This is a genomic window from Streptomyces sp. NBC_01476 (assembly GCF_036227265.1).
In the GTDB taxonomy this organism is placed as follows: Bacteria; Actinomycetota; Actinomycetes; order Streptomycetales; family Streptomycetaceae; genus Actinacidiphila.
Genome location: NZ_CP109446.1, coordinates 7,306,649 through 7,324,452, shown reverse-complemented (window position 1 = coordinate 7,324,452; position 17,804 = coordinate 7,306,649). Strand labels below are relative to the sequence as shown.

15 protein-coding genes and 1 pseudogene are annotated in these 17,804 nt (G+C 72.2%); 7 read left to right on the top strand and 9 right to left on the bottom strand.

Annotated features, from left to right (window positions below; translation table 11 throughout):
- Positions 1–37: 37 nt before the first annotated feature.
- Together OG552_RS31880 and OG552_RS31875 are read left to right on the top strand one after the other, a co-directional pair.
- Positions 38–3,034, top strand: coding sequence for a hypothetical protein (locus OG552_RS31880; protein WP_329138864.1), 2,997 nt, complete (start codon positions 38–40; stop codon positions 3,032–3,034).
- 146 nt (positions 3,035–3,180) lie between these two features.
- Entirely contained in the window at positions 3,181–4,302 is a 1,122-nt protein-coding gene (locus tag OG552_RS31875) for a WxL protein peptidoglycan domain-containing protein (RefSeq protein WP_329138861.1), read from the top strand.
- A gap of 10 nt (positions 4,303–4,312) precedes the next feature.
- Here the strand turns inward: OG552_RS31875 and OG552_RS31870 are convergent, their stop codons facing one another.
- From OG552_RS31870 to OG552_RS31860, 3 genes are all read right to left on the bottom strand, one after another.
- The gene (locus tag OG552_RS31870) at positions 4,313–5,230 is read right to left on the bottom strand and encodes an aminoglycoside phosphotransferase family protein (protein ID WP_329138859.1); all 918 of its coding nucleotides are present in this window, start codon (positions 5,228–5,230) and stop codon (positions 4,313–4,315) included.
- A 41-nt stretch (positions 5,231–5,271) separates the two neighbouring features.
- Complete coding sequence (locus OG552_RS31865; protein ID WP_329138857.1) at positions 5,272–5,976, bottom strand: DUF2470 domain-containing protein; 705 nt, start codon at positions 5,974–5,976, stop codon at positions 5,272–5,274.
- Positions 5,977–6,067: 91 nt separating this feature from the next.
- Positions 6,068–6,409 carry a hypothetical protein gene (locus tag OG552_RS31860; RefSeq protein ID WP_329138855.1) on the bottom strand — a complete coding sequence of 114 codons (342 nt, stop codon included), beginning with the start codon at positions 6,407–6,409 and terminating at the stop codon, positions 6,068–6,070.
- 240 nt (positions 6,410–6,649) lie between these two features.
- On the opposite strand from OG552_RS31860, the gene OG552_RS31855 reads away from it, so the two are divergent.
- Positions 6,650–7,036: a nuclear transport factor 2 family protein gene (locus OG552_RS31855; protein ID WP_329138853.1), complete on the top strand. Its 387-nt coding sequence runs from the start codon at positions 6,650–6,652 to the stop codon at positions 7,034–7,036.
- A gap of 547 nt (positions 7,037–7,583) precedes the next feature.
- On the opposite strand, the gene OG552_RS31850 is transcribed toward OG552_RS31855, so the two are convergent.
- Positions 7,584–8,528: a WD40 repeat domain-containing protein gene (locus OG552_RS31850; protein WP_329138851.1), complete on the bottom strand. Its 945-nt coding sequence runs from the start codon at positions 8,526–8,528 to the stop codon at positions 7,584–7,586.
- Positions 8,529–8,706: 178 nt separating this feature from the next.
- On the opposite strand from OG552_RS31850, the gene OG552_RS31845 reads away from it, so the two are divergent.
- Positions 8,707–9,585, top strand: a complete 879-nt coding sequence (locus tag OG552_RS31845; protein WP_329138849.1) for a GNAT family N-acetyltransferase — start codon at positions 8,707–8,709, stop codon at positions 9,583–9,585.
- A 170-nt stretch (positions 9,586–9,755) separates the two neighbouring features.
- Complete coding sequence (locus tag OG552_RS31840; protein ID WP_329138847.1) at positions 9,756–10,475, top strand: DinB family protein; 720 nt, start codon at positions 9,756–9,758, stop codon at positions 10,473–10,475.
- Between the two features lie 335 nt (positions 10,476–10,810).
- On the opposite strand, the gene OG552_RS31835 is transcribed toward OG552_RS31840, so the two are convergent.
- The gene (locus tag OG552_RS31835; RefSeq protein ID WP_443071093.1) at positions 10,811–11,740 is read right to left on the bottom strand and encodes an alpha/beta hydrolase; all 930 of its coding nucleotides are present in this window, start codon (positions 11,738–11,740) and stop codon (positions 10,811–10,813) included.
- Between the two features lie 186 nt (positions 11,741–11,926).
- Here OG552_RS31835 and OG552_RS31830 point away from each other — a divergent pair, with 186 nt between their 5' ends.
- Complete coding sequence (locus OG552_RS31830; protein WP_329138845.1) at positions 11,927–12,823, top strand: helix-turn-helix transcriptional regulator; 897 nt, start codon at positions 11,927–11,929, stop codon at positions 12,821–12,823.
- Positions 12,824–12,846: 23 nt separating this feature from the next.
- Here the strand turns inward: OG552_RS31830 and OG552_RS31825 are convergent, their stop codons facing one another.
- The 4 genes and pseudogenes from OG552_RS31825 to OG552_RS31810 form a co-directional block, all read right to left on the bottom strand.
- Positions 12,847–13,260: a MarR family winged helix-turn-helix transcriptional regulator gene (locus tag OG552_RS31825; protein ID WP_329138843.1), complete on the bottom strand. Its 414-nt coding sequence runs from the start codon at positions 13,258–13,260 to the stop codon at positions 12,847–12,849.
- 56 nt (positions 13,261–13,316) lie between these two features.
- Positions 13,317–14,048 (bottom strand): SDR family NAD(P)-dependent oxidoreductase, encoded by a 732-nt coding sequence (locus tag OG552_RS31820; RefSeq protein WP_329138841.1) that lies wholly within the window; start codon positions 14,046–14,048, stop codon positions 13,317–13,319.
- 243 nt (positions 14,049–14,291) lie between these two features.
- Positions 14,292–15,335, bottom strand: coding sequence for an NAD(P)-dependent alcohol dehydrogenase (locus tag OG552_RS31815; protein ID WP_329138839.1), 1,044 nt, complete (start codon positions 15,333–15,335; stop codon positions 14,292–14,294).
- A 226-nt stretch (positions 15,336–15,561) separates the two neighbouring features.
- Positions 15,562–16,469 (bottom strand): annotated as a pseudogene (locus OG552_RS31810) (helix-turn-helix transcriptional regulator).
- 351 nt (positions 16,470–16,820) lie between these two features.
- Here OG552_RS31810 and OG552_RS31805 point away from each other — a divergent pair.
- A complete protein-coding gene (locus OG552_RS31805; protein ID WP_329138837.1) occupies positions 16,821–17,753 on the top strand; it encodes an aminoglycoside phosphotransferase family protein in 933 nt (310 codons plus the stop codon).
- The last annotated feature ends 51 nt before the right edge of the window (positions 17,754–17,804 follow it).

The window sequence follows — 17,804 nt, the reverse complement described above, 5'->3', positions numbered from 1 at the left end:
CGGTACCCACTCCCTCTCGAACGAGCGGAATCCCATCGTGCGTTCACGTCTTCTCACGGCCCTGTTCGTCTGCGCGTTCGCGGCAACGGCCGCCGGCGCCGCGGCGTCTTCCCCTCCACCCGAAAGACCCCGGGCCGCACCGGCGGCCGGCCTGGCACCCGTCGCGTTCCACACCTCCGACCGGCCACCGGGCCCGGTCAGCCGTACGGCCACGTCCGACCCGGCGTTCGCCGCGCAGCCCCGGCCGCAGACGGTCCAGGACGGCGGGTCGGTCACCTTCTCCGCCGACTTCCCCGGCGCCAAGCTCTACACCTGGTACCGCACGGACGCCAAGGGCAGCGTCCCGATCGCCGGCAGCAACACCGCCGACTACACTTTCACCGCCAACTACGCCGACAGCGGCGCGACATACTCCGTCAATGTCTTCGACGCCGGCTTCGCCCAGCACCGCTCGGACGAAGCCCTGCTCACCGTCACACCAGTGGCGGCGGCGGTGGCCGAGCCACCCCATGACACCTCGGTGCAGGCGTACCAGAGCGCGCGGTTCACCGTCACCGCCAGTGGCACCGCCCCCATCACGTACCAATGGCAGCGGCAGGCCCCGGACAGCACAGCCTGGTCGGACGTCGCAGGGGCGACCGGCCCGGACTACGCCTTCAAGGCGGTCCCGGGCGACGACGGCGCCCACGTACGCGTCCGCCTCGACAACGGACACGGCCCCGCCACGGCCTCGGCGCCCGCCCGGCTCACCGTCATCTCCGGCGGCGGAACCCTCGCCCCCGTCGCCGACGCGAGCCTGGAGTGGGGCGTCAACAACATCTACCAGGGCGGCAACCCGGCCAACTCCGGCTGCAACTTCTTCTCGGCCGGCACCCAGCAGGCTTTCGCGGCCGAGCAGGGCGACGTCCGGATCGTCCACCGGGCCGCCGACGGCTCCGCGCAGAGCGTCTCGGACGCGACCAAGTGCATCCCGGCATCCGGATCGGAGCTCAACCAGCGGGTGCTCTTCACCCATGGCACCGGACAGGCCAACTCCACCACGGGCGAGGCCACGGTCCACTGGACCGGCGCCTTCACCGCGAACGCCTACTCCGGCCTGGTCACCTGGTACTTGAAGGACCCGACCCTGACCATCGCCACCGACGGCACCGGAACGCTCACCGCGACCAGCGGCGGTGTCGGCTCCAGCCGGGACGACCCGGGCCAGTCGCAGGACGTACCCCCGCGCTCCGTCACCGTCGCCACCTTCTCCCAGGTGCGCCTGGACACCACGGCAGGGCCGGGCGGCGGCGCGCAGATCTCGCCCGAGTTCGCCGGCGTCGACTACTTCCCGCTCACCGACGGGGTCCGCTCCGCCACCTCGGCGATCCCGGACCCGGTCAAGGCGGCCGAGCCCGGCTGGGGTTCCTGGCCGCAGTCCTTCGTCGACTTCCAGTACGAGACGGGGCTGTCCAGCTACTGGCACACCAGCGGCCTGAGCGCCGACCCGGACAAGCCGCCCCTGGACCTCTCCGTACGCTTCGACTCGGCTCCCGACGTGCGGAACCTCCCCGTCATCCTCAGCAACCCCTCGACCACCGCCGAAGCCCCGTACGTCGAAGGCGGTGACCTCACCGTCACGGCCGACATCGACGGCGACGCCGATCTGCGGTGGGAAAGGTCGGGTTCCCCGAACGGACCGTGGACCGCAATCGACGGCGCGACGAGTGAGACCCTGACCATCCCGGCCGTCGAACCGTCGTGGAACAACACCTACGTACGGATCGTGGCGGAGAACAGCGACGGGCAGGCTGTCTCCACGGCGCTGCGGCTCACCACCGCGCCGTACGCGGAACCCCGGTTCTCCACCCCGCCCGGCGACGTCCTGGCGATCCAGGGCACCCGGGTGGTCGTCCCGTTCAAGGTCACCGGCAACCCGGCCATCGACCCGGACCGGGTCACCCTCGAACGCAGTGATGACGGCGGAGCCCACTGGGCGCCCTGGACCGGCGCCGTCTACTCCCAGCCCGTCGTCGGGGGCGACCAGCAGTTCGTGATCCCCGCCATGCCGCTGGACGCGAACGGGGCGTCGGTGCGGATCGTGGCGGCCAACGTCGAGGGAACCGCCTCGACGTCCGCGCCCGTGCAGGTGAGCGTCTTCCGCGCGACCGGAAAGCCCCAGCTCGTCGCCGTCCCCGGCGGACCGGTGGATCCGGACACGGCCACCCGCCTCACGGTGCTCGGCGCCGGCTTCGACGTACCCGACTGGGAAAGCGCCACCCTCACCTACTCACTCGACGTCGGCCTGTTCGACGCCGGGGTCTGGCAGCCCGGCAGGACCGGGAACCGCGACTGGATCGCGACCTCACCCGACAGCAGCAGCGGACAGCTGTACTACGACTCCATGCAGCGCAGCGGGGGCGCGTTCTCGATACCGCTCACCGTGCCGGCCGGGAAGCTCAGCGCGGGACACAGCTACGGAATCGGCGCCTTCCTGCGGCGTACCGACACCGCCACCTGGCAGGACACCTTCGACAACCGCTCGCTCGACGCCTGGCAGCCGCTGACCGTGGCGTCGCCGCCGACGCCCTCGTCCGATGAGCAGACGGTCACGGTGACGGTACCGGAGCAGGTGGGCGGGTTCACCTGGACGATCGACGCCGACAGCCACGCGGTGACGCTCTCCGACGCGGTGGACAAGGGTGCCTATCTCGAATCCACCGGTGACCTGAAGCCCGTCACCGTGACCGACACCCGTACCGGCGGCCCCACTTGGTCGCTCTCCGGCCAGACCGGTGACTTCACCGCCGGCCTCTCCGGCAGGTATCTGGGCTGGACCCCGTCGGTGACCACCCCCGGCGCGGGCGCCACGCCGGGCACCGCCGTCACCCCCGGCGACGGCGCCGGGCTGACCGCCTCCGCGACGCTCGGCTCCGCCCCGGCGGGCCACCCCAAGGGCACCGGATCCCTCGGCGCCACGCTCGACCTCCACCTGCCCGCCACCACCTCACCCGGTACGTACACCACCACCCTGACCCTCACCGCCCTCACCTGAACCCACCCGGACGACCCGGCGTGCCCCCGCACCGATCGCGGGGGCACGCCGGCCCTTCGGCCCTGCCGGCGACAAGGCGCCGCGGGCCGCGCACTCGGCGCCCTCGGCGAACTCGGCCGCCGTACCAGGACCACGGAGAGCACCACATGACCAGGAGATCCGCCGTGCCGCTCGTCCCGCGCAAGGTTCTCGCCACCGTACTGATGACCTTGGCGGCCTGCGGACACCTGCTGCTGCCGGCTGCCACCAGCGCCGCGGCGGCGCCCGGGACCCCCGCCTCCGCACCCGCGCCCGCCCGGCAAGGAGACCAGGTCACCTGGGGGGCTGCGCCGGCCGACACACCCCTCGGCAAGGGGCGCCCCCACTTCACCTACGACCTCGCCCCGGGCGCCCGGATCACGGACGCGATCGCCGTGGTGAACCGCAGCGACACGACCATCCGGCTCCGGGTGTACGCCAGCGACGCCTTCACCACCGCCGCCGGCGGCATCGACCTGCTGGCGGCCGAGAAGAAGCCCACCGACGTGGGCTCCTGGATCACCATGAAGACGGCCACCATCACGCTGGCGAGCCAGAAATCAGCGGTGGTGCCCTTCACCCTCACCGTGCCCGCCAACGCCACCCCCGGCGACCACTCCGGTGGTGTGGTGACCTCCCTGGTCACCAAGAGCGCGGGAAAGACAGTGCAGTTGGACCGGCGCCTCGGCTCCCGCCTCTACCTCCGCGTCAGCGGGCCGCTCGCCCCCGCCCTCACCGTCGGCGAGGTCCACGCCACTTACCACGGGACCGCGAACCCGGCCGCCGGCGGCAGCGCGGATGTCAGCTACACCGTCACCAACACCGGCAACGTCCGGCTGAAAGCCCATCAGCGGATCAGGATCAAGGGCCTCTTCGGGCTCCTGAGCCAGACCGCCACCGTCGCCGACCTGCCCGAAATCCTGCCCGGCGGCTCCCTGACCCGTACCGCCACCGTGACCGGCGTCTGGCCCGCCGTCCGGCTGGACGCCCAGGTGATCCTGCAGCCGGTCGCCTCGCAGGACCAGCCGCCGATCAGCGTCGCCCCGACCACCGCGGGCCGTACGGTGTGGGCCTGGCCGTGGGGACAGCTGGCCCTGCTGGCGGCCGTCGCCGCCGCTGTGTACGGATACCTGCGGCTGCGCAGACGGCGCCGGACGAAAGTCCGGCAGGCCATCTCCGATGCCGTCGCCAAGGCGCTCCAGGACACCGACGCGCACCCGGCGACCGGCTCCGCGGAACGAACGCGGTGACGTCCGGGGGTCAGCGGCGGACCTGTGCGGTGAGGCGTCGCAGCGCGGCATGCCCGGGCGGGCCCCAGGTGGGCTTGCCGCCGGGGCGTCCGTGGACGCCGGCGTCCCCGATGAGGATGCCGGCCAGGGCGCGCATCAGTGCCCAGCCCCGGGCGCGGCGCAGGGTCGCGGCGTCCGGGCTCGGCCGGTACGCCTGGTGGAAGCGGTCAGCCGCGCCGTCCGGCAGCAGGTTCCACGGGGCGGCCAGGTCGCAGGCCGGATCGCCGGCGCAGAGTTCACCGAAGTCGATCACGCCGGAGAAGGTGCCGTCCGTGGTCAGGACGTTGGCCGGATGCAGGTCGCCGTGGAGCCAGAGCGCCGGGCCCGCCCAGACCGGCGCGGCGGCGGCGTCCTCCCACACCGCGCGGACGGCGTCCGGGTCGGGGATCAGTCCCAGTTCGGTGGCCGAGGCCAGCCCTTGGGCGAACTGTTCGGCGTGGCCGGCCAGCGGCCCCCCGCGGCCACCGCCGGCGGGTGCGCCGTCGGGAGCGGGACGGTGAAGGGCCGTCAGGAACAGTGCCAACGTGTCGGCCGCCTCCAGGGTGCGCGTGGCCGGGGCGCGGTCGGCGGGCGTGCCCGGCACCCAGGTGGTGACGATCCAGGGCCGCGGAAACAGCGCGGAGGGTTCACCGAGGCGCTGCGGGACGGGAACCGGCAGCGGTAGGTGCGGGGCGAGGGAGGGCAGCCAGGCGTGCTCCTTGCGCAGCAGCGTGTCCGCGGACCGTGTCGCCCACGGCAGCCGGACGGCGAGGTCGTCACCGAGCCGCCACATCTGGTTGTCCCAGCCGCGCGCGCCGAGCCGCACCGGGCGATCGGCCAGGTCGGGGTGCTGGTCGCGCAGCAGCTCCTGGACCAGTTCCGCTGTGATCCCTGTCTCGGTGGAGGTCATGGGGAGCAACGGTAGCGGTACGAAAACGCCCGCCGGCGCGGTCAGGTCAGCAGGCGGTTGTGGTGGGAGCAGCGGCGCGCCGCCGCGAGGAGCGCCTGGATCTGCGGGCCGGCCTGGTCGATGTGGGTCACGGGCGTCGCGAACGGCAGCCGGACGTCGTGGTGACCGCTCGGGTATTCGAGGCGGACGGTGATGCCGTAGCGGTCCATCGCGACCGGGAGGGCGCGCAGCACGCTCCTGTCCGGCTGCGGGCGGACAAGGCGCAGCAGCAGGGGGACGAGTTCGCGGTGGCTGTCCATGAGATGGGTCAGCATGCCCGCCTCACTGGTCGCAATCGGGTCCAGGTCCGTGGCCCGCAGCGCGTCCAGCGTCACGACCGCGCGTCCCTCGGGGTCTTCGAGGACCGCCTGGCCGAACTCCAGGCACGTGCTCTGCGCGGACCCGGCGTCGTACGCGGCGGCCATCACTCCGGTCAGGGTGAGACGCGCACGCAGCCGGTCGCGTACGGGTGTGGGAGCGATATCGGTGAACTCCAGCCGCACCGGGGTCCATCCGGCGGTCCGGGCGCGGGTCGCCCCGGACGGCTCGTGCAGGTGGATCGGGCTCATCGCCCCCGACCCGTCGAGGCGGCGCACCTCGCTGCGCACGCCGTCGCTCACCACCGCCATCGAATGGGCCGCGGCCAGGATGGACCGTACGCGCTCGGCGGCGGTCGGCTGGATGACGCGGGCACGGAAAGATCGCATCGAAGTTCTCCAGGGGAACGAGCGGAGCGCCACGGTTACTTAGGTATGCCTAACCTAACCTATGGGGAGGGCCGCGCGCCGCCCGTCCGGCTCATTTCACGTGAGGGGGCCGGTCCGGATCGAGGGCGGGCGCCGGCCCCAGCCGGAACTCGCAGATCTCCATTCCGGCGAAGGAGGCCTGGTCACGGTCGAGTTGGAGCCAGACCCGGGGTTCTTCCCCGTCATCGAGATGGATCCAGGCGTTTTCGGCCCGGCCTTCGGGAGCCGTGCGCAGATAACCGCAGTACGGCCCGCACCCGCACCAGCCGTGGAACCGCAGCCGCTCCACGCTCCGCGCCAGGCCCGGCTCCCCCTCGGCGACCAACGCGGTGCCCAGGAAGGAGACCAGCGCGGGATAGACATCCGCAAGCAGCGGCCGCTCAAGCTCGGTCACCCGATCAGGCTACCGGCACGCAGCGCGACCGCGGGGAGGACCACAACCCGGCCCGTGCCGAGGTGCGGCGAGCGCGCGGTCCGCCCCGGGGCGTTCTCGCTGCGGACACCCACATTGGCCCTGGTCAGCGCGACCGCGAGTCTGTCGGCCGCCAACACCGGCGTTAGCCTGGAGTCGGTGAGGCCGGGACGCCTTTTCAAGGTATCTCGTCCGACATCCCCCGTGATCGGAGGGAACGTCATGGGAGACCAGGAGACTCGCGCGGCGCTGGACCGGCACTGGGCAGCGTCTGCCGCCGGGGACCAGGACGCCGAGCACGAGATTTATCACGACGACGCCATCACCGACTATCCCCAGTCGGGTGAGCGCATCCACGGCCGCCGCGATCTGCAGGCGCTGCGCTCACACCACCCGGCGAAGCTCACCTTCACCGTCCGCCGGATTCTCGGCAGCGGGGACCTGTGGATCACCGAATACGTGATGGACTACGACGGGCAACCGACGTATGTCGTCAGCGTGATGGAGTTCCGCGACGGCAAAGTCGCCCTCGAAACCCAGTACTTCGCCGATCCGTTCGCCCCGCCCGCCTGGCGCGCCACATGGGTGAACGCGATGCCCTCCTCCTGACCCGGCACCAACCCGGCCGCACCCGCGGCCGGTTCGGACCCGCCGGACTCCCGCGCCGGGAACAGCGTCGACCGCATGCCGTTACGCGTAGTCCGACCGGAGTCCGCCCCACGCGGGCCCCTCCCTCTCCTACCAGGACCTGCCGCCCGCCAGACCGCCGCCTGTTCCGGCCGCTCGGGCTGCATCCCGACCCCGACATCGACGCACAGGCGGCGGCAGCGCTCGTCGGCGTGCCCCCTGAGCAGGCCCCGCGACGCACCGGAGGCCCTGTACACCGACCACCTTCTGGAGGAGGTGGCCCCGCGCCGGTACCGGTTGCACGACCTCCTCCGCGAGTTCGCCGCGAACCTCTGCTTCGCCCATGACCCGGCGGACGACCGGGACCTCGCGCTTGAGCGGCTCCCGGCCTACTACCAGCACACCGTGGAGACGGCAGAAGAGATCATCTCAGCCCATCGTCCCGGGACCACGCTGCTCCCGGACGCCGGACGCGCGCTGGCCTGGCTGCGCTTGCGCGTCCGGTTCCGGTTCCCGTCGAAGGTGCGGCTCAGTCAGCAGGGACGGTCAGCCGGTACAGGTGCATCTCGCCCGTGCGGGCACCGCCGGTGGCGAGCAGGAGGGAGCCGTCGGGGCAGGTCAGGGCGGAGGGGTTGACTCCCGGGAACGGTGTGCCGGCGGGGGCGCCGCTGATGATGTCGCGGACCTCTGTCGGCCCTCCGACGGTGGAAATGAAGAGCATGCCCGTATCGCCCAGGCACCCTGCGGCGATCCCCACCGCATCGGGACCCAACTCGGGCGGCCCTCCGACCTGCTCGCCCGTGATGGCGTCCCAGCGTGACAGGGTGCCGTTCATGTCGAGGGACGCGAGCAGGGAGCGGTTGCCGGGCATGGCCAGGGAGACAAGTCGCATGGTGTACTCCCCTGCGCCGTGGATCGGCGCACCGACCGGCTCGCTGGTGGCCGCGTCCCAACGGCGGATGACACCGGCTTCGTTCTCCGCCGCGATCAGCACGGTGCCGTCCGGCAGCGTCATCGACGTGACGGCTTTGACCGGGCGGTCGTCATTGGCCGGCAGCGGCCCCAGCCGCTCGGCCGTGGCTGCGTCCCAGCAGTGCACCAGCCCCTCGCACTGCGCGGCACCCGCGATGAAGGCGCGCCCATCGGGCAGGACACCGCACGTGACATCCCAGATGGTGTCGACGTCCCCCATCTCCTCGTCCGGCACGGCCGTACCAGTCGCCGCGTCGACTCGCTCCACCCCCAGATCGGTCGCCACCGCCACGAGGGGACCGCGCCGCGGCGGACACGCCACCGCCACCTCCGACACGGGGCCGGCCCCGGTGAACCGCCACAACAACCGGCCCGTCGCAGGGTCCCAGCGGTGCACGTCGCAGCCGGCCCCGGTGGACAACAGCACCGCTCCCCCACGCCCGTCCCGCCCCAGAGCCGGCACCAGAAGTGCCCCCGGGTCCGGTTCACCCCTGAACGTCATCACCCTGGTCATCCGCAGCGACCGCACCATCCCGTCCTTTCACCTGCCCACGGCCGGGGACCCTCCCGAAGTTGCGCACCCCGCCCCCGCGGCTCGCTCGGTGATCAGGTTGAGTTCCGGTTCGGCTGCCTGTCGGCGGTCGTGCCCCCGAGGGCGAGTGCGTGAGGAATCATGAAGCATGCGCCCGGACGGCTGGCACCTTACGCAGGACCTCGACAACTTTCTCGGTCGGACCGAAGGCTTTCTGAACTCGCGCCCGTCCCTCCACACCATGCCGTTGACGGTAATCGAGGGCCTGCGGACGCGCGGGGCGAACGCGTTCGGCTCCGAAGCTCCCGTCTTCGGCCGACTGGAGCAAGGGGGCGAGGTCAGCGCCATCTTTTACCGCACCCCGCCCGGCCGCCTGGGCCTTACCCCCGTGACCCGCGAGCAGGCCGGCATGCTCGCCGCTCGCCTGGCCGACCTCGGCCATACGCTCCCCGGCGTCAGCGGAGAGGACGACAGCGCCAGCGCATTCGCCGAGGCGTGGCAGCGGCACACCGGCGCGGTTCCGACGCTCCGGCAGCGGCTCCGCCTGTACCGCCTTGGCACGCTCCCCCCACCAGAGCCACTCCCCGAGGGCCGAGGCCGAGTCGCAGGCGAGCAGGACCGTGGGCAACTCATCCGCTGGTGCGGCGAGTTCGTTGCCGCTGTCGGAGAAATCCGCTCCGTGGATGCCGACTCCTGGTCCTACACCCGCTTCGCCGACAAACGCTTCACGTTCTGGGAGACCCAGGACGGCACCCCCGTCTCCATGGCGGGGATGACCTCGATGGTCGCCGGCCAGATCCGGGTGGACCCCGTTTACACCCCGGCTCACCTCCGGGGTCACGGCTACGCGGGCGCGGTGACGGTCCACGTGAGCAGAGCCGCGCTGACCGCAGGAGCCACAGAGGTCGTACTGTTCGCGGACCCTGCCAACCCGACAAGTAACAGCCTCTACCAACGAATCGGTTACGTCCCGGTCACTGACTTCGCCGTGTACGACTTCTCGTGGGCCGCGCCGGAAGTCACCTGAAAACCCGGGCGGGTTCCGAGGCGGGCGGAGCGGACGTATCGCTGTTTGGTGGACCTCGACGACGGCACCTCGCACGGCTGCGGGGCGGAAAAATCGGTCGCGGTTCCGGGTGGGGAGCCGTTAGCTTCCGTCTGGGCGTGGTGAGGTACGCGACGGCGAAGGGGCCCGGCATGGAGACGCAGGGTGTGCGGACCGGACGGCTGGGGTTGCTGCTCGATCAGTTCGACCAGGCCCGGGAGATGGCTCAGGTGCGGCTGACGGGGCTCGGTGACGAGGAGTACGCGTGGGAGCCAGTGGCCGGTTGCTGGTCGGTCCGGCGCAGGGGCGAGGCGGTCACCCCCAGGGCGTACGGGCCGGGCGAGTGGGTGCTCGACCTGGGTGCCCCGGACATCCCGGCGAACGAGTACGCCGAGGTCGCCCGGCAGGTCGCCGGCGGCATGACGGTCGCCAAGATCGCCGACGACTGGAACGTGAGCGTCGAGCGGGTCGAGCAGGTCCTCGCCCACACCGGGGAGCCGGAGCCCGACCCGACGTCGGTCACCACGATCGCGTGGCGGCTGGAGCACCTGCACTCGTGCTTCGCGGGCCAGTGGGAGTGGACCTTCGGCGAACGCCGGCAGGAACCAAGGCTGCTGGTCGACTTCACCCCCTCCGCCGCCTTGGCGCTCGAACGGTTCTGGGCGCTGATCGACCGCTGGCGCGAGAGCGTCGCCGCGGTCACCGACGAGCAGCTCGACACGGTCGGTTTCTCGCAGTACCCGTACGGCTCCGATCCCGACGACCCGTACGTCGCCGTCCTGGCGGGGACCAACCTCGAATTCATCCACCACATGGCAGAGATCGCACTGCTCCGCGACCTGTGGAGGACCCGCTTCACCGCGAAGGGGTAGTCCCGGCCGCGCGACCGTCCCCTGGCGTTCCGAGCGGTTTCCACCATCGAGTGCGAGTTCCCCGGTTGCCCCAACAGGGCGGCAAAGCCCCGGGCGACCGGGGAGCGGAGCCGGTCACTCGGGCCGGCGCCGAGCGGACCGGAATCGGCTCGAAGGCATCTGCGCCGGGGTCCTCCTCAACCGCACGCTGCTGGGCCACACCGTCCTCAACGGCCCCGACGTGGAGCGCCTGATCCCCCATCTCCACGCGGCCCTCGACGCGGTGGCCGACGCCCCGGCGGGGGAAGACGACGACGCGTAGACCCCGGCCTGGGCCGCGCGCGCGGAAAGCCGTCTCAGCCCACCCGGGCGGGCTCGCCGAGGCCGCTGCGGAAGAAGGCCGTCAGCTCAGCCACCGCGGGGGTCACGTAGGCGTCCTTGTCGTAGAGGTCGACGTGGCTCGCACCCTCGATCCAGTGGAGGCTCTTGGGTTCCCGGGCGTTCGCGAACGCCTCCGTGGTCATGTGGGAGGTGACCGCCTCGGTTCCGACGATCATGAGCAGCGGGCGCGGTGCGATCAGGCCCGCGAACCGGAACGGGTCGAAGGTCACGATGCGGTCGACGCTGTTCCAGGTGAAGGAGTCCGCCGAGCGCGGGTGCCGGGCGCGGTTGGTGCGGTAGTACTCCCAGCCCTCGAAGGCGTGCCGGCCGAGCGCCCTGGCCTCCTCCTCCGTGTCCGGGAAGACCGGGAACTCCCCGGCGCCCGCACCGCGGGCCTCCGCGGTGCGGGCGGCGGCTGCCGCGTCGAGCATCGCCTGGACGACCGCGGGGTCCTGGGTGCCGTCGGCGCCCTCGCGGAACTGCCGGCCGATGTCGGCGGCACTCACCGTGCCGACGGCCTTGATCCGGTGGTCACCGGCGGCGGCCGGAACGACGTACCCACCGGAGGCGCAGATCCCGAGAGCCCCGATACGGTCCGGGTCGGCCTCGGCGCGCACGCTCAGGAAGGAGACAGCGGCCTTGATGTCCTCGACACGCTGAGCGGGGTCCTCCAGGCCGCGCGGGGTGCCTTCACTCCCGCCCTGATGGGCGGCGTCGAAAGCCAGCGTGACGAAACCCGCACGGGCCAGACGTTCGGCGTACAGGCCGGCCGCCTGCTCCTTCACGCCGCTCGCCGGGTGGCCGACGACGACAGCCGGGCGCGGGCCCTGCTTCCCGTCCTCAGGGGTGTAGAGGTGGCCAGCGAGCTTCAGGCCGGCGCTGTCGAACGTGACGTCTGTCCTCATGATGATCTTCTCCGCACCTGTCACAACGGGGAGAACGCGGCACCCACGGGAGACGCGGACCCCGGCGGCCGGTTGTCCGCCGCCTCCTCCCACGGTCACTCCGTGCGCAGGCCGGTGCCAGGGAGGGTGCTGCCTATGCGGACCAGTACCAGGCACCCGACCGCGCTCCGGCGGACACTGGGAACCATGGAGCACCACACCGGGGCGGTCGGCGGCAACGAACTGGGCGAGTTCCTGCGCGCACGCCGCGCCGCCCTCGACCCGCGCCGCGCGGGCCTGCCGGACGACGGCCGGCTACGCCGGGTACCGGGGCTGCGCCGCGAGGAGCTGGCCCAGCTCGCGCACGTCAGCACCGACTACATCGTGCGTCTGGAGCAGGGCCGCACCCACCGTGTGTCCCGCCCGGTCCTCGACGCGCTCGCCGACGCGCTGGAGCTCGCGGCCGACGAACGGACGTATCTGTTCACGCTCGCCGAGGTCGCGCGGCCCGCACCCAGGCGACGGCAGGCGGCCGAGCAGCAGGTCGGCCCGGAACTGCGGCAGTTGCTGGCCGGCATGGCGGAGGTGCCCGCGATGCTGATGAACCGCCGGATGGACGTGCTGGCCTGGAACGCGGCAGCGGTCGCGCTGCTCGGGGACTTCGGCGCGCTGCCCGCGCGCGAGCGCAATGTGATCCGGATGACCTTCCTCGACAGCGCGTACCGGGCGCTGTTCGCGGACTGGCCGCGCGTGGCACGGGAGTGCGTAGCCGTACTGCGGATGGAAGCGGGTCTCCACCCCGAGGATCCGGCACTGGCCGCGCTGGTGGGCGAACTCAGCCTGCGGGACCCGGACTTCCGCGTGTGGTGGGGAGACCACCAGGTCCGCGGCCCGCGCCTGCTCACCAAGGCCTACCGCCACCCGGTGGCGGGCACCCTCACCCTCGACGTCCACCAGTTGTCCGTCGACACCCACCAGGACCAGTTCCTGGCCGCCTACACCGCCCCTCCCGGCTCCCCCTCCGAGGACGCCCTGCGCTTCCTCCTCCAGTGGTCAGGCCCCACCACGGACCGGGCCGGCCGGACCCCGGACATCGATCACTGACGCCGTGGCCGGGGCGGCCACCACTACTCCGGGGGCTGGGGTCCGGCCGCGTCGGCGTCCGCGTCGAGGAGACGGGTGAGGAGTCCGGCGAGCTGTCCGAGGTCGTCGGCCGTGAGGCTTCCCATCGCCGGGGGCGGGCGCAGCAGGATCGCGTCGGCGTTCGCGATGGCCTGGTGGCCGGCGGCCGTGAGCGTGACCAGCTTGCGGCGCCTGTCGTCGGGGTGCGGGCGGCGTTCAACGAGGCCGTGGGCTTCCAGCTTGTCGACGATCAAGGTGGCGTAGGGGGCGTCGACGCCGTTGGCCTCGGCGAGTTGGCGGAGAGTCGCCGGTCCGTGGCGGAGCTGGAAGAGGATCTTCCCCCGGCCGCCGCCGAGACGGAATCCGAGCGCTTCGGCGAGTTCGCCATGGCGGTGGTGCGCCTCGACGAAGCGGTACATCAGGGCCCACGCCTGTTGGCCGGAATCGGCTGGGCGTCGCGAGGAGTCTCCCGCGTTCACCAGGCCACGGTCCGGCCGAGGTAGTCGACGTAGTGCAGGCCCGGGCTCTCCCGGAGGGCGTCGAGTGTCTTGACGACGTTCGGGATGCTCTCGTCGATGGTGAGGTGGGCGCCCGCGCCGCCCATGTCAGTCTGCACCCAGCCGGGCGCCATGAGGACCAGGGAACGGCGTTCGCCGTCGTGCCGGGCCGCGTAACTGCGCATGAACGTGTTGAGCGCGGCCTTGCTGCCGCGGTACACCTCGTGGCCGCCGCGCTCGTTGTTGGCCACGCTGCCCTGGCCCGAGGACATCACCGCGATGGTGCCGTCGGGTTCGACGCGGTCCTGGAGCGCCTCGACGACACGCAGTGGGCTCAGCGCGTTGGTGACCATGACCCGGACGAACTCGTCGGTCGAGGTTTCCGCCACCGTGCCCTCGGGCTGGTTCGTCACGCCGGCGTTCACGAAGAGCAGGTCGAACATCCGGTCCGCCAGCCGATCGTGCAGCGCCGCGATCTGCGCGGGCTCGGTGATGTCGACGGTTTCGATCTCGATCTGCCCGGCGCGGGAGTCGGCGAGGTCGTGCAGCGGGGTCCGGCCCGAGCCGCGCACGGTGGCCACGACCTGCCGGCCGTCCTGCGCCCACTCCCGGGCCAGTGCGAGGCCCAGACCGCGGGACGCGCCGATCAGCAGCACGCGGCCGGTTGAGGCCGGCGGTGAACCGGCGGGAAGAGAATGAGTTGTAGACATATTAAATATTGTGCGAGGTATAACTAAATCCGTCAAGCCGCGGGACGCCGTGGTCGGGCGGGGTCGGGGAGTGGTCGGGCGGGGAACGGCCGCCGATCGCGGGGGCGGGCGGCGTGCGGGGGCGGGCAGCGTGCGGGGGCGGGCAGCGTGCGGGGGCGGGCGGCGTGCAAGGGCCCCGCGGCCGTCCTACGGGCAGACCCCCGCACGGTCGCTGCGGACCAGGTGCGGGGGTCTGCCCAAGGGTCAGGCCATGGTGGCGACGTCGATGACGAAGCGATAGCGCACGTCCGAGGAGAGCACCCGCTCGTACGCGTCGTTGATGGCGTCCGCGGCTATCAGCTCGGTCTCGGGGGCGATGCCGTGCTCGGCGCAGAAGTCCAGCATCTCCTGTGTCTCCTGGATGCTGCCGATGCCGGATCCGGCGAAGGAGCGCCGGTTGCCGAAGAGCGTGAAGACCCGGACGGGCAGCGGCTGCGGCGGGGCGCCGACGTTCACGAGGGTGCCGTCCAGCGCGAGCAGCGACAGATACGCGTCGAGGTCGATGACCGCGCTGACGGTGTTGATGATCAGATCGAAGGAGTTGGCGAGGTCGTCGAAGGTGGCGGGGTCACTGGTGGCGAAGTAGTGGTCGGCGCCGAGCTTGAGCCCGTCCTCCCGCTTGCGCAGGCTCTGGGAGAGCACGGTGACTTCCGCACCCATCGCATGGGCGATCTTGACGGCCATGTGGCCGAGGCCGCCGAGTCCGATCACGGCGACCTTCTTGCCGGGGCCGGCGTTCCAGTGGGCCAGGGGCGAGTACGTGGTGATGCCGGCACACAGCAGCGGCGCGGCGGCCTCGAAGGGGATGGCGTGCGGGACCTTCAGCACGAAGTCCTCGACCACCACGACATGGGTGGAGTAACCGCCCTGGGTGATGGTCCCGTCGCGGTCGACCGAGGCGTAGGTCCCGGTGTTGCCCTTCAGACAGTACTGCTCCTGCCCGGCGCGGCAATTGGCGCACTCGCGGCAGGAGTTGACCATGCAGCCGACCCCGACCCGGTCCCCGACGCCGTGCCGCGTCACCTCGGAGCCGGTCTCGGTGACGGTTCCGACGATCTCGTGCCCGACGACCTGCGGATAGGTGATCGGGCCCCATTCGCCGCGGACGGTGTGGATGTCGGAGTGGCAGATGCCGGCGTAGCTGATCTGGATCAGGACGTCCTTGGGGCCGAGGTCGCGCCGCTGGATCGTGGTGGGGACGAGCGGTTCTGTGGCGGACGGTGCGGCATAGGCGTTGACGGTAAGCAAGGCTCTCCAGTCGGTGATGCGGTCTGAATCGGTCGGAAAAACTCAAGGGGCGGCCCAACGGGCCGGGGCGGCTGGCGGGCCGGTTTACGCGGGGGAGCCGGTGCTCCGGCTGGTCCGGATGAGCCAGGTGGAGATGGCGGTAGAACCTTCCTGAGGGTGCGGCCGGCGCCGGGGGCGAAGGCCACCGCAGTACGGGGACGGGGGATGGATCCGCGGGAGGGGAGGGTCAGCCGCGGCCCGGCTGGGAGCGGTCGGCGGCGGGCTGCTGCTCCGCCTGCGGGGTGAGCAGGTCGAGCAGCACCATCGCGTCGTGGTCGGGGAGCCGGGCTCCGCGTAGTACGCGACGAGGCGGTGGCCGGGGCTCCCGTCCAGCTGCATCGACTGGTATCCGAGGGTCATGTCGCCGACCTCGGGGTGATGGAACGACTTCGTGCCTGAACGGTGCCCCCGGACGTCGTAGCGCTCCCACATGCGGGCGAAGTCCGGGCTCTTGAGCAGCAGCTCACCGACGAGCTGGGCCAGGTCGGGGGCGTCGGGATCGGTGCCGGCGAGCGCCCGCAGCCGGGCGACGCAGCCGCGGACCTGGTTGTTCCAGTCCCCGAAGACATCTCGGGCGGCGGGGTGGAGGAAGAGGAACCGGGCGAGATTGCGCTGCCGGAGCGGCCAGCTCTCGATTCCCGCGTACAGGCGCAGTCCGCCGGGGTTGGCGGCGAGGATGTCGAAGGCGCGGCTGACGACGTACGCCGGGGTGGGCCGCAGGCTCTCCAGCAGCAGTTTGACGCCGGGCCGCAGGGCGCGGCTGGGGGCGGTGGGCGGTTCGGGGGCGTGCCGGGCGGCCCGCTGGGCGAGCTGCCGCAGGTGCTCGTGCTCTTCTGCCTCCAGCAGGAGGGCGCGGGCGAGGGAATCGACGACGGCCGGGCTGGGACGGGTCTCCCGGCCGCGTTCCAGGCGGGTGTAGTAGTCGATGCTCACACCCGCGAGGGTGGCGAGTTCCTCGCGGCGCAGCCCAGGTGTCCGGCGCAGTCCAGGGCCGGTGGTGAGACCGACCTGGTCGGGGGTGACCTCGCTGCGGCGGGCCCGCAGGAACCGCCCCAGCTCGGTGCCACCGCTGCCGCTGTGCTGCTCACTGGTCATTCTCCCAGTGTCACAAACCCCCTGATCTGGGCGGGAGACGTTTGGGGGGCCCTGTCACGCCCTGGAACGCCGCGGCCCGGCAGCACCCGCCGTGGCAGCGGAGGCTTCCGGTGAGGACGGTCGGCGGCCGAGGACAACACCGGACGCGGCCGGCCGGGCGGTGGCCGCGGGGTGCGCGTGGTGCACCGGCTGCGGGTTGCGCGGGCCTCGGGGTGCGGGCCGCCGGCCCGGTCCGGCCCCGTCCGGGGTGGGTCAGACCGCGCCCCCGGTCGCGGCCACGCTCCGGCCCGCCAGCAGGCGCAGCGCGTCCGCTTCGTGGCGGTGCGGTGGGGCGGGTCGTAGGGTGCCCGGATGATCGAGGTACCGGAGGGATTCGCCCGGAGCACGGTTGAGCGCGAAGGGGAGCCAGGAGCGGTGTGGCTCGCCGAACTGCCGGGGATTGTCGAGGAGTTGCTGGCGCGTTGGGGGTGCGTGCCGGACGGGGAGGTGATGCACGGGGGCGTCGGGGTCATCGTCCCGGTACGGCAGGAGGGTGAGCGGGCCGCGGTCCTGAAGGTGTCGTTCCCGCACCCGGGCAACGTCCACGAGCCGGACGCCTTCGCGGCGTGGGACGGGCGTGGGGCCGTGCTGCTGCACGAACGGGACGACGGGCGGTTCGCGATGCTGCTGGAACGGGCCAGGACGTCGACCCTAACGGAGGTCGAGGACGGCGACGAGGTGGTGACGGTCGCCGGCCGGATCAGCCGCAGGCTGGCCGTCCCCGCGCCGGCCGGCCTGCCCCGGCTGCGGGCACAGGCTGACGCCTGGGAGGAGCAACTGCTCAGGGATGCCGACGAGTTGACGCACACCCTGTCGCGCCGGGCGGTGGACGCCGCCGTGGCGACGGTCCGCGAGCTCGGCCGGGTCCAGCCGGACACCCTCGTCCACGGCGACCTCCACGCCGGAAACATCCTGCGTGCCGACCGCGAACCTTGGCTGGCCGTCGACCCCAAGGGCTGCGCCGGAGATCCCGCGTACGACGGCGGCACACTGCTCAAGTCCCGCGCGCTGACGCTCCTCGCAGCGGACGACCTGCGCAAGGCCGCCCGCCGCGCGCTGGACGTCTTCACCGAGGCCGCCGAACTCGACCGCGAACGGACCCGGCGCTGGGCGCAGTTCCACGCCGTGCAGGCCGCGTTCTGGGGCCGGCGCCACGGATTCCGTATCGCCCGCAGCGGACCGCGGCTTGACTGGCTCACCGAGTTCGCCGACCGGCTGGCGGACCTGCTCACCGAACGGCCGTAGCCGCCGGCCCCACCGGCTCCGCCGGCCGTATCCACCGGCCGGCGGAGCACG

What these genes read in the sequence shown, in the direction of transcription:
- OG552_RS31845 (WP_329138849.1), top strand. Translation starts at nt 8,707, where the DNA reads ATGCGCCCGGACGGCTGGCACCTTACGCAGGACCTCGACAACTTTCTC.
- OG552_RS31820 (WP_329138841.1), bottom strand. Translation starts at nt 14,048, where the DNA reads ATGTCTACAACTCATTCTCTTCCCGCCGGTTCACCGCCGGCCTCAACC.
- OG552_RS31865 (WP_329138857.1), bottom strand. Translation starts at nt 5,976, where the DNA reads ATGCGATCTTTCCGTGCCCGCGTCATCCAGCCGACCGCCGCCGAGCGC.
- OG552_RS31830 (WP_329138845.1), top strand. Translation starts at nt 11,927, where the DNA reads ATGGAGCACCACACCGGGGCGGTCGGCGGCAACGAACTGGGCGAGTTC.
- OG552_RS31840 (WP_329138847.1), top strand. Translation starts at nt 9,756, where the DNA reads ATGGAGACGCAGGGTGTGCGGACCGGACGGCTGGGGTTGCTGCTCGAT.
- OG552_RS31870 (WP_329138859.1), bottom strand. Translation starts at nt 5,230, where the DNA reads ATGACCTCCACCGAGACAGGGATCACAGCGGAACTGGTCCAGGAGCTG.
- OG552_RS31875 (WP_329138861.1), top strand. Translation starts at nt 3,181, where the DNA reads ATGACCAGGAGATCCGCCGTGCCGCTCGTCCCGCGCAAGGTTCTCGCC.
- OG552_RS31825 (WP_329138843.1), bottom strand. Translation starts at nt 13,260, where the DNA reads ATGTACCGCTTCGTCGAGGCGCACCACCGCCATGGCGAACTCGCCGAA.
- OG552_RS31850 (WP_329138851.1), bottom strand. Translation starts at nt 8,528, where the DNA reads ATGACGTTCAGGGGTGAACCGGACCCGGGGGCACTTCTGGTGCCGGCT.
- OG552_RS31835 (WP_443071093.1), bottom strand. Translation starts at nt 11,740, where the DNA reads ATGAGGACAGACGTCACGTTCGACAGCGCCGGCCTGAAGCTCGCTGGC.
- OG552_RS31805 (WP_329138837.1), top strand. Translation starts at nt 16,821, where the DNA reads ATGATCGAGGTACCGGAGGGATTCGCCCGGAGCACGGTTGAGCGCGAA.
- OG552_RS31855 (WP_329138853.1), top strand. Translation starts at nt 6,650, where the DNA reads ATGGGAGACCAGGAGACTCGCGCGGCGCTGGACCGGCACTGGGCAGCG.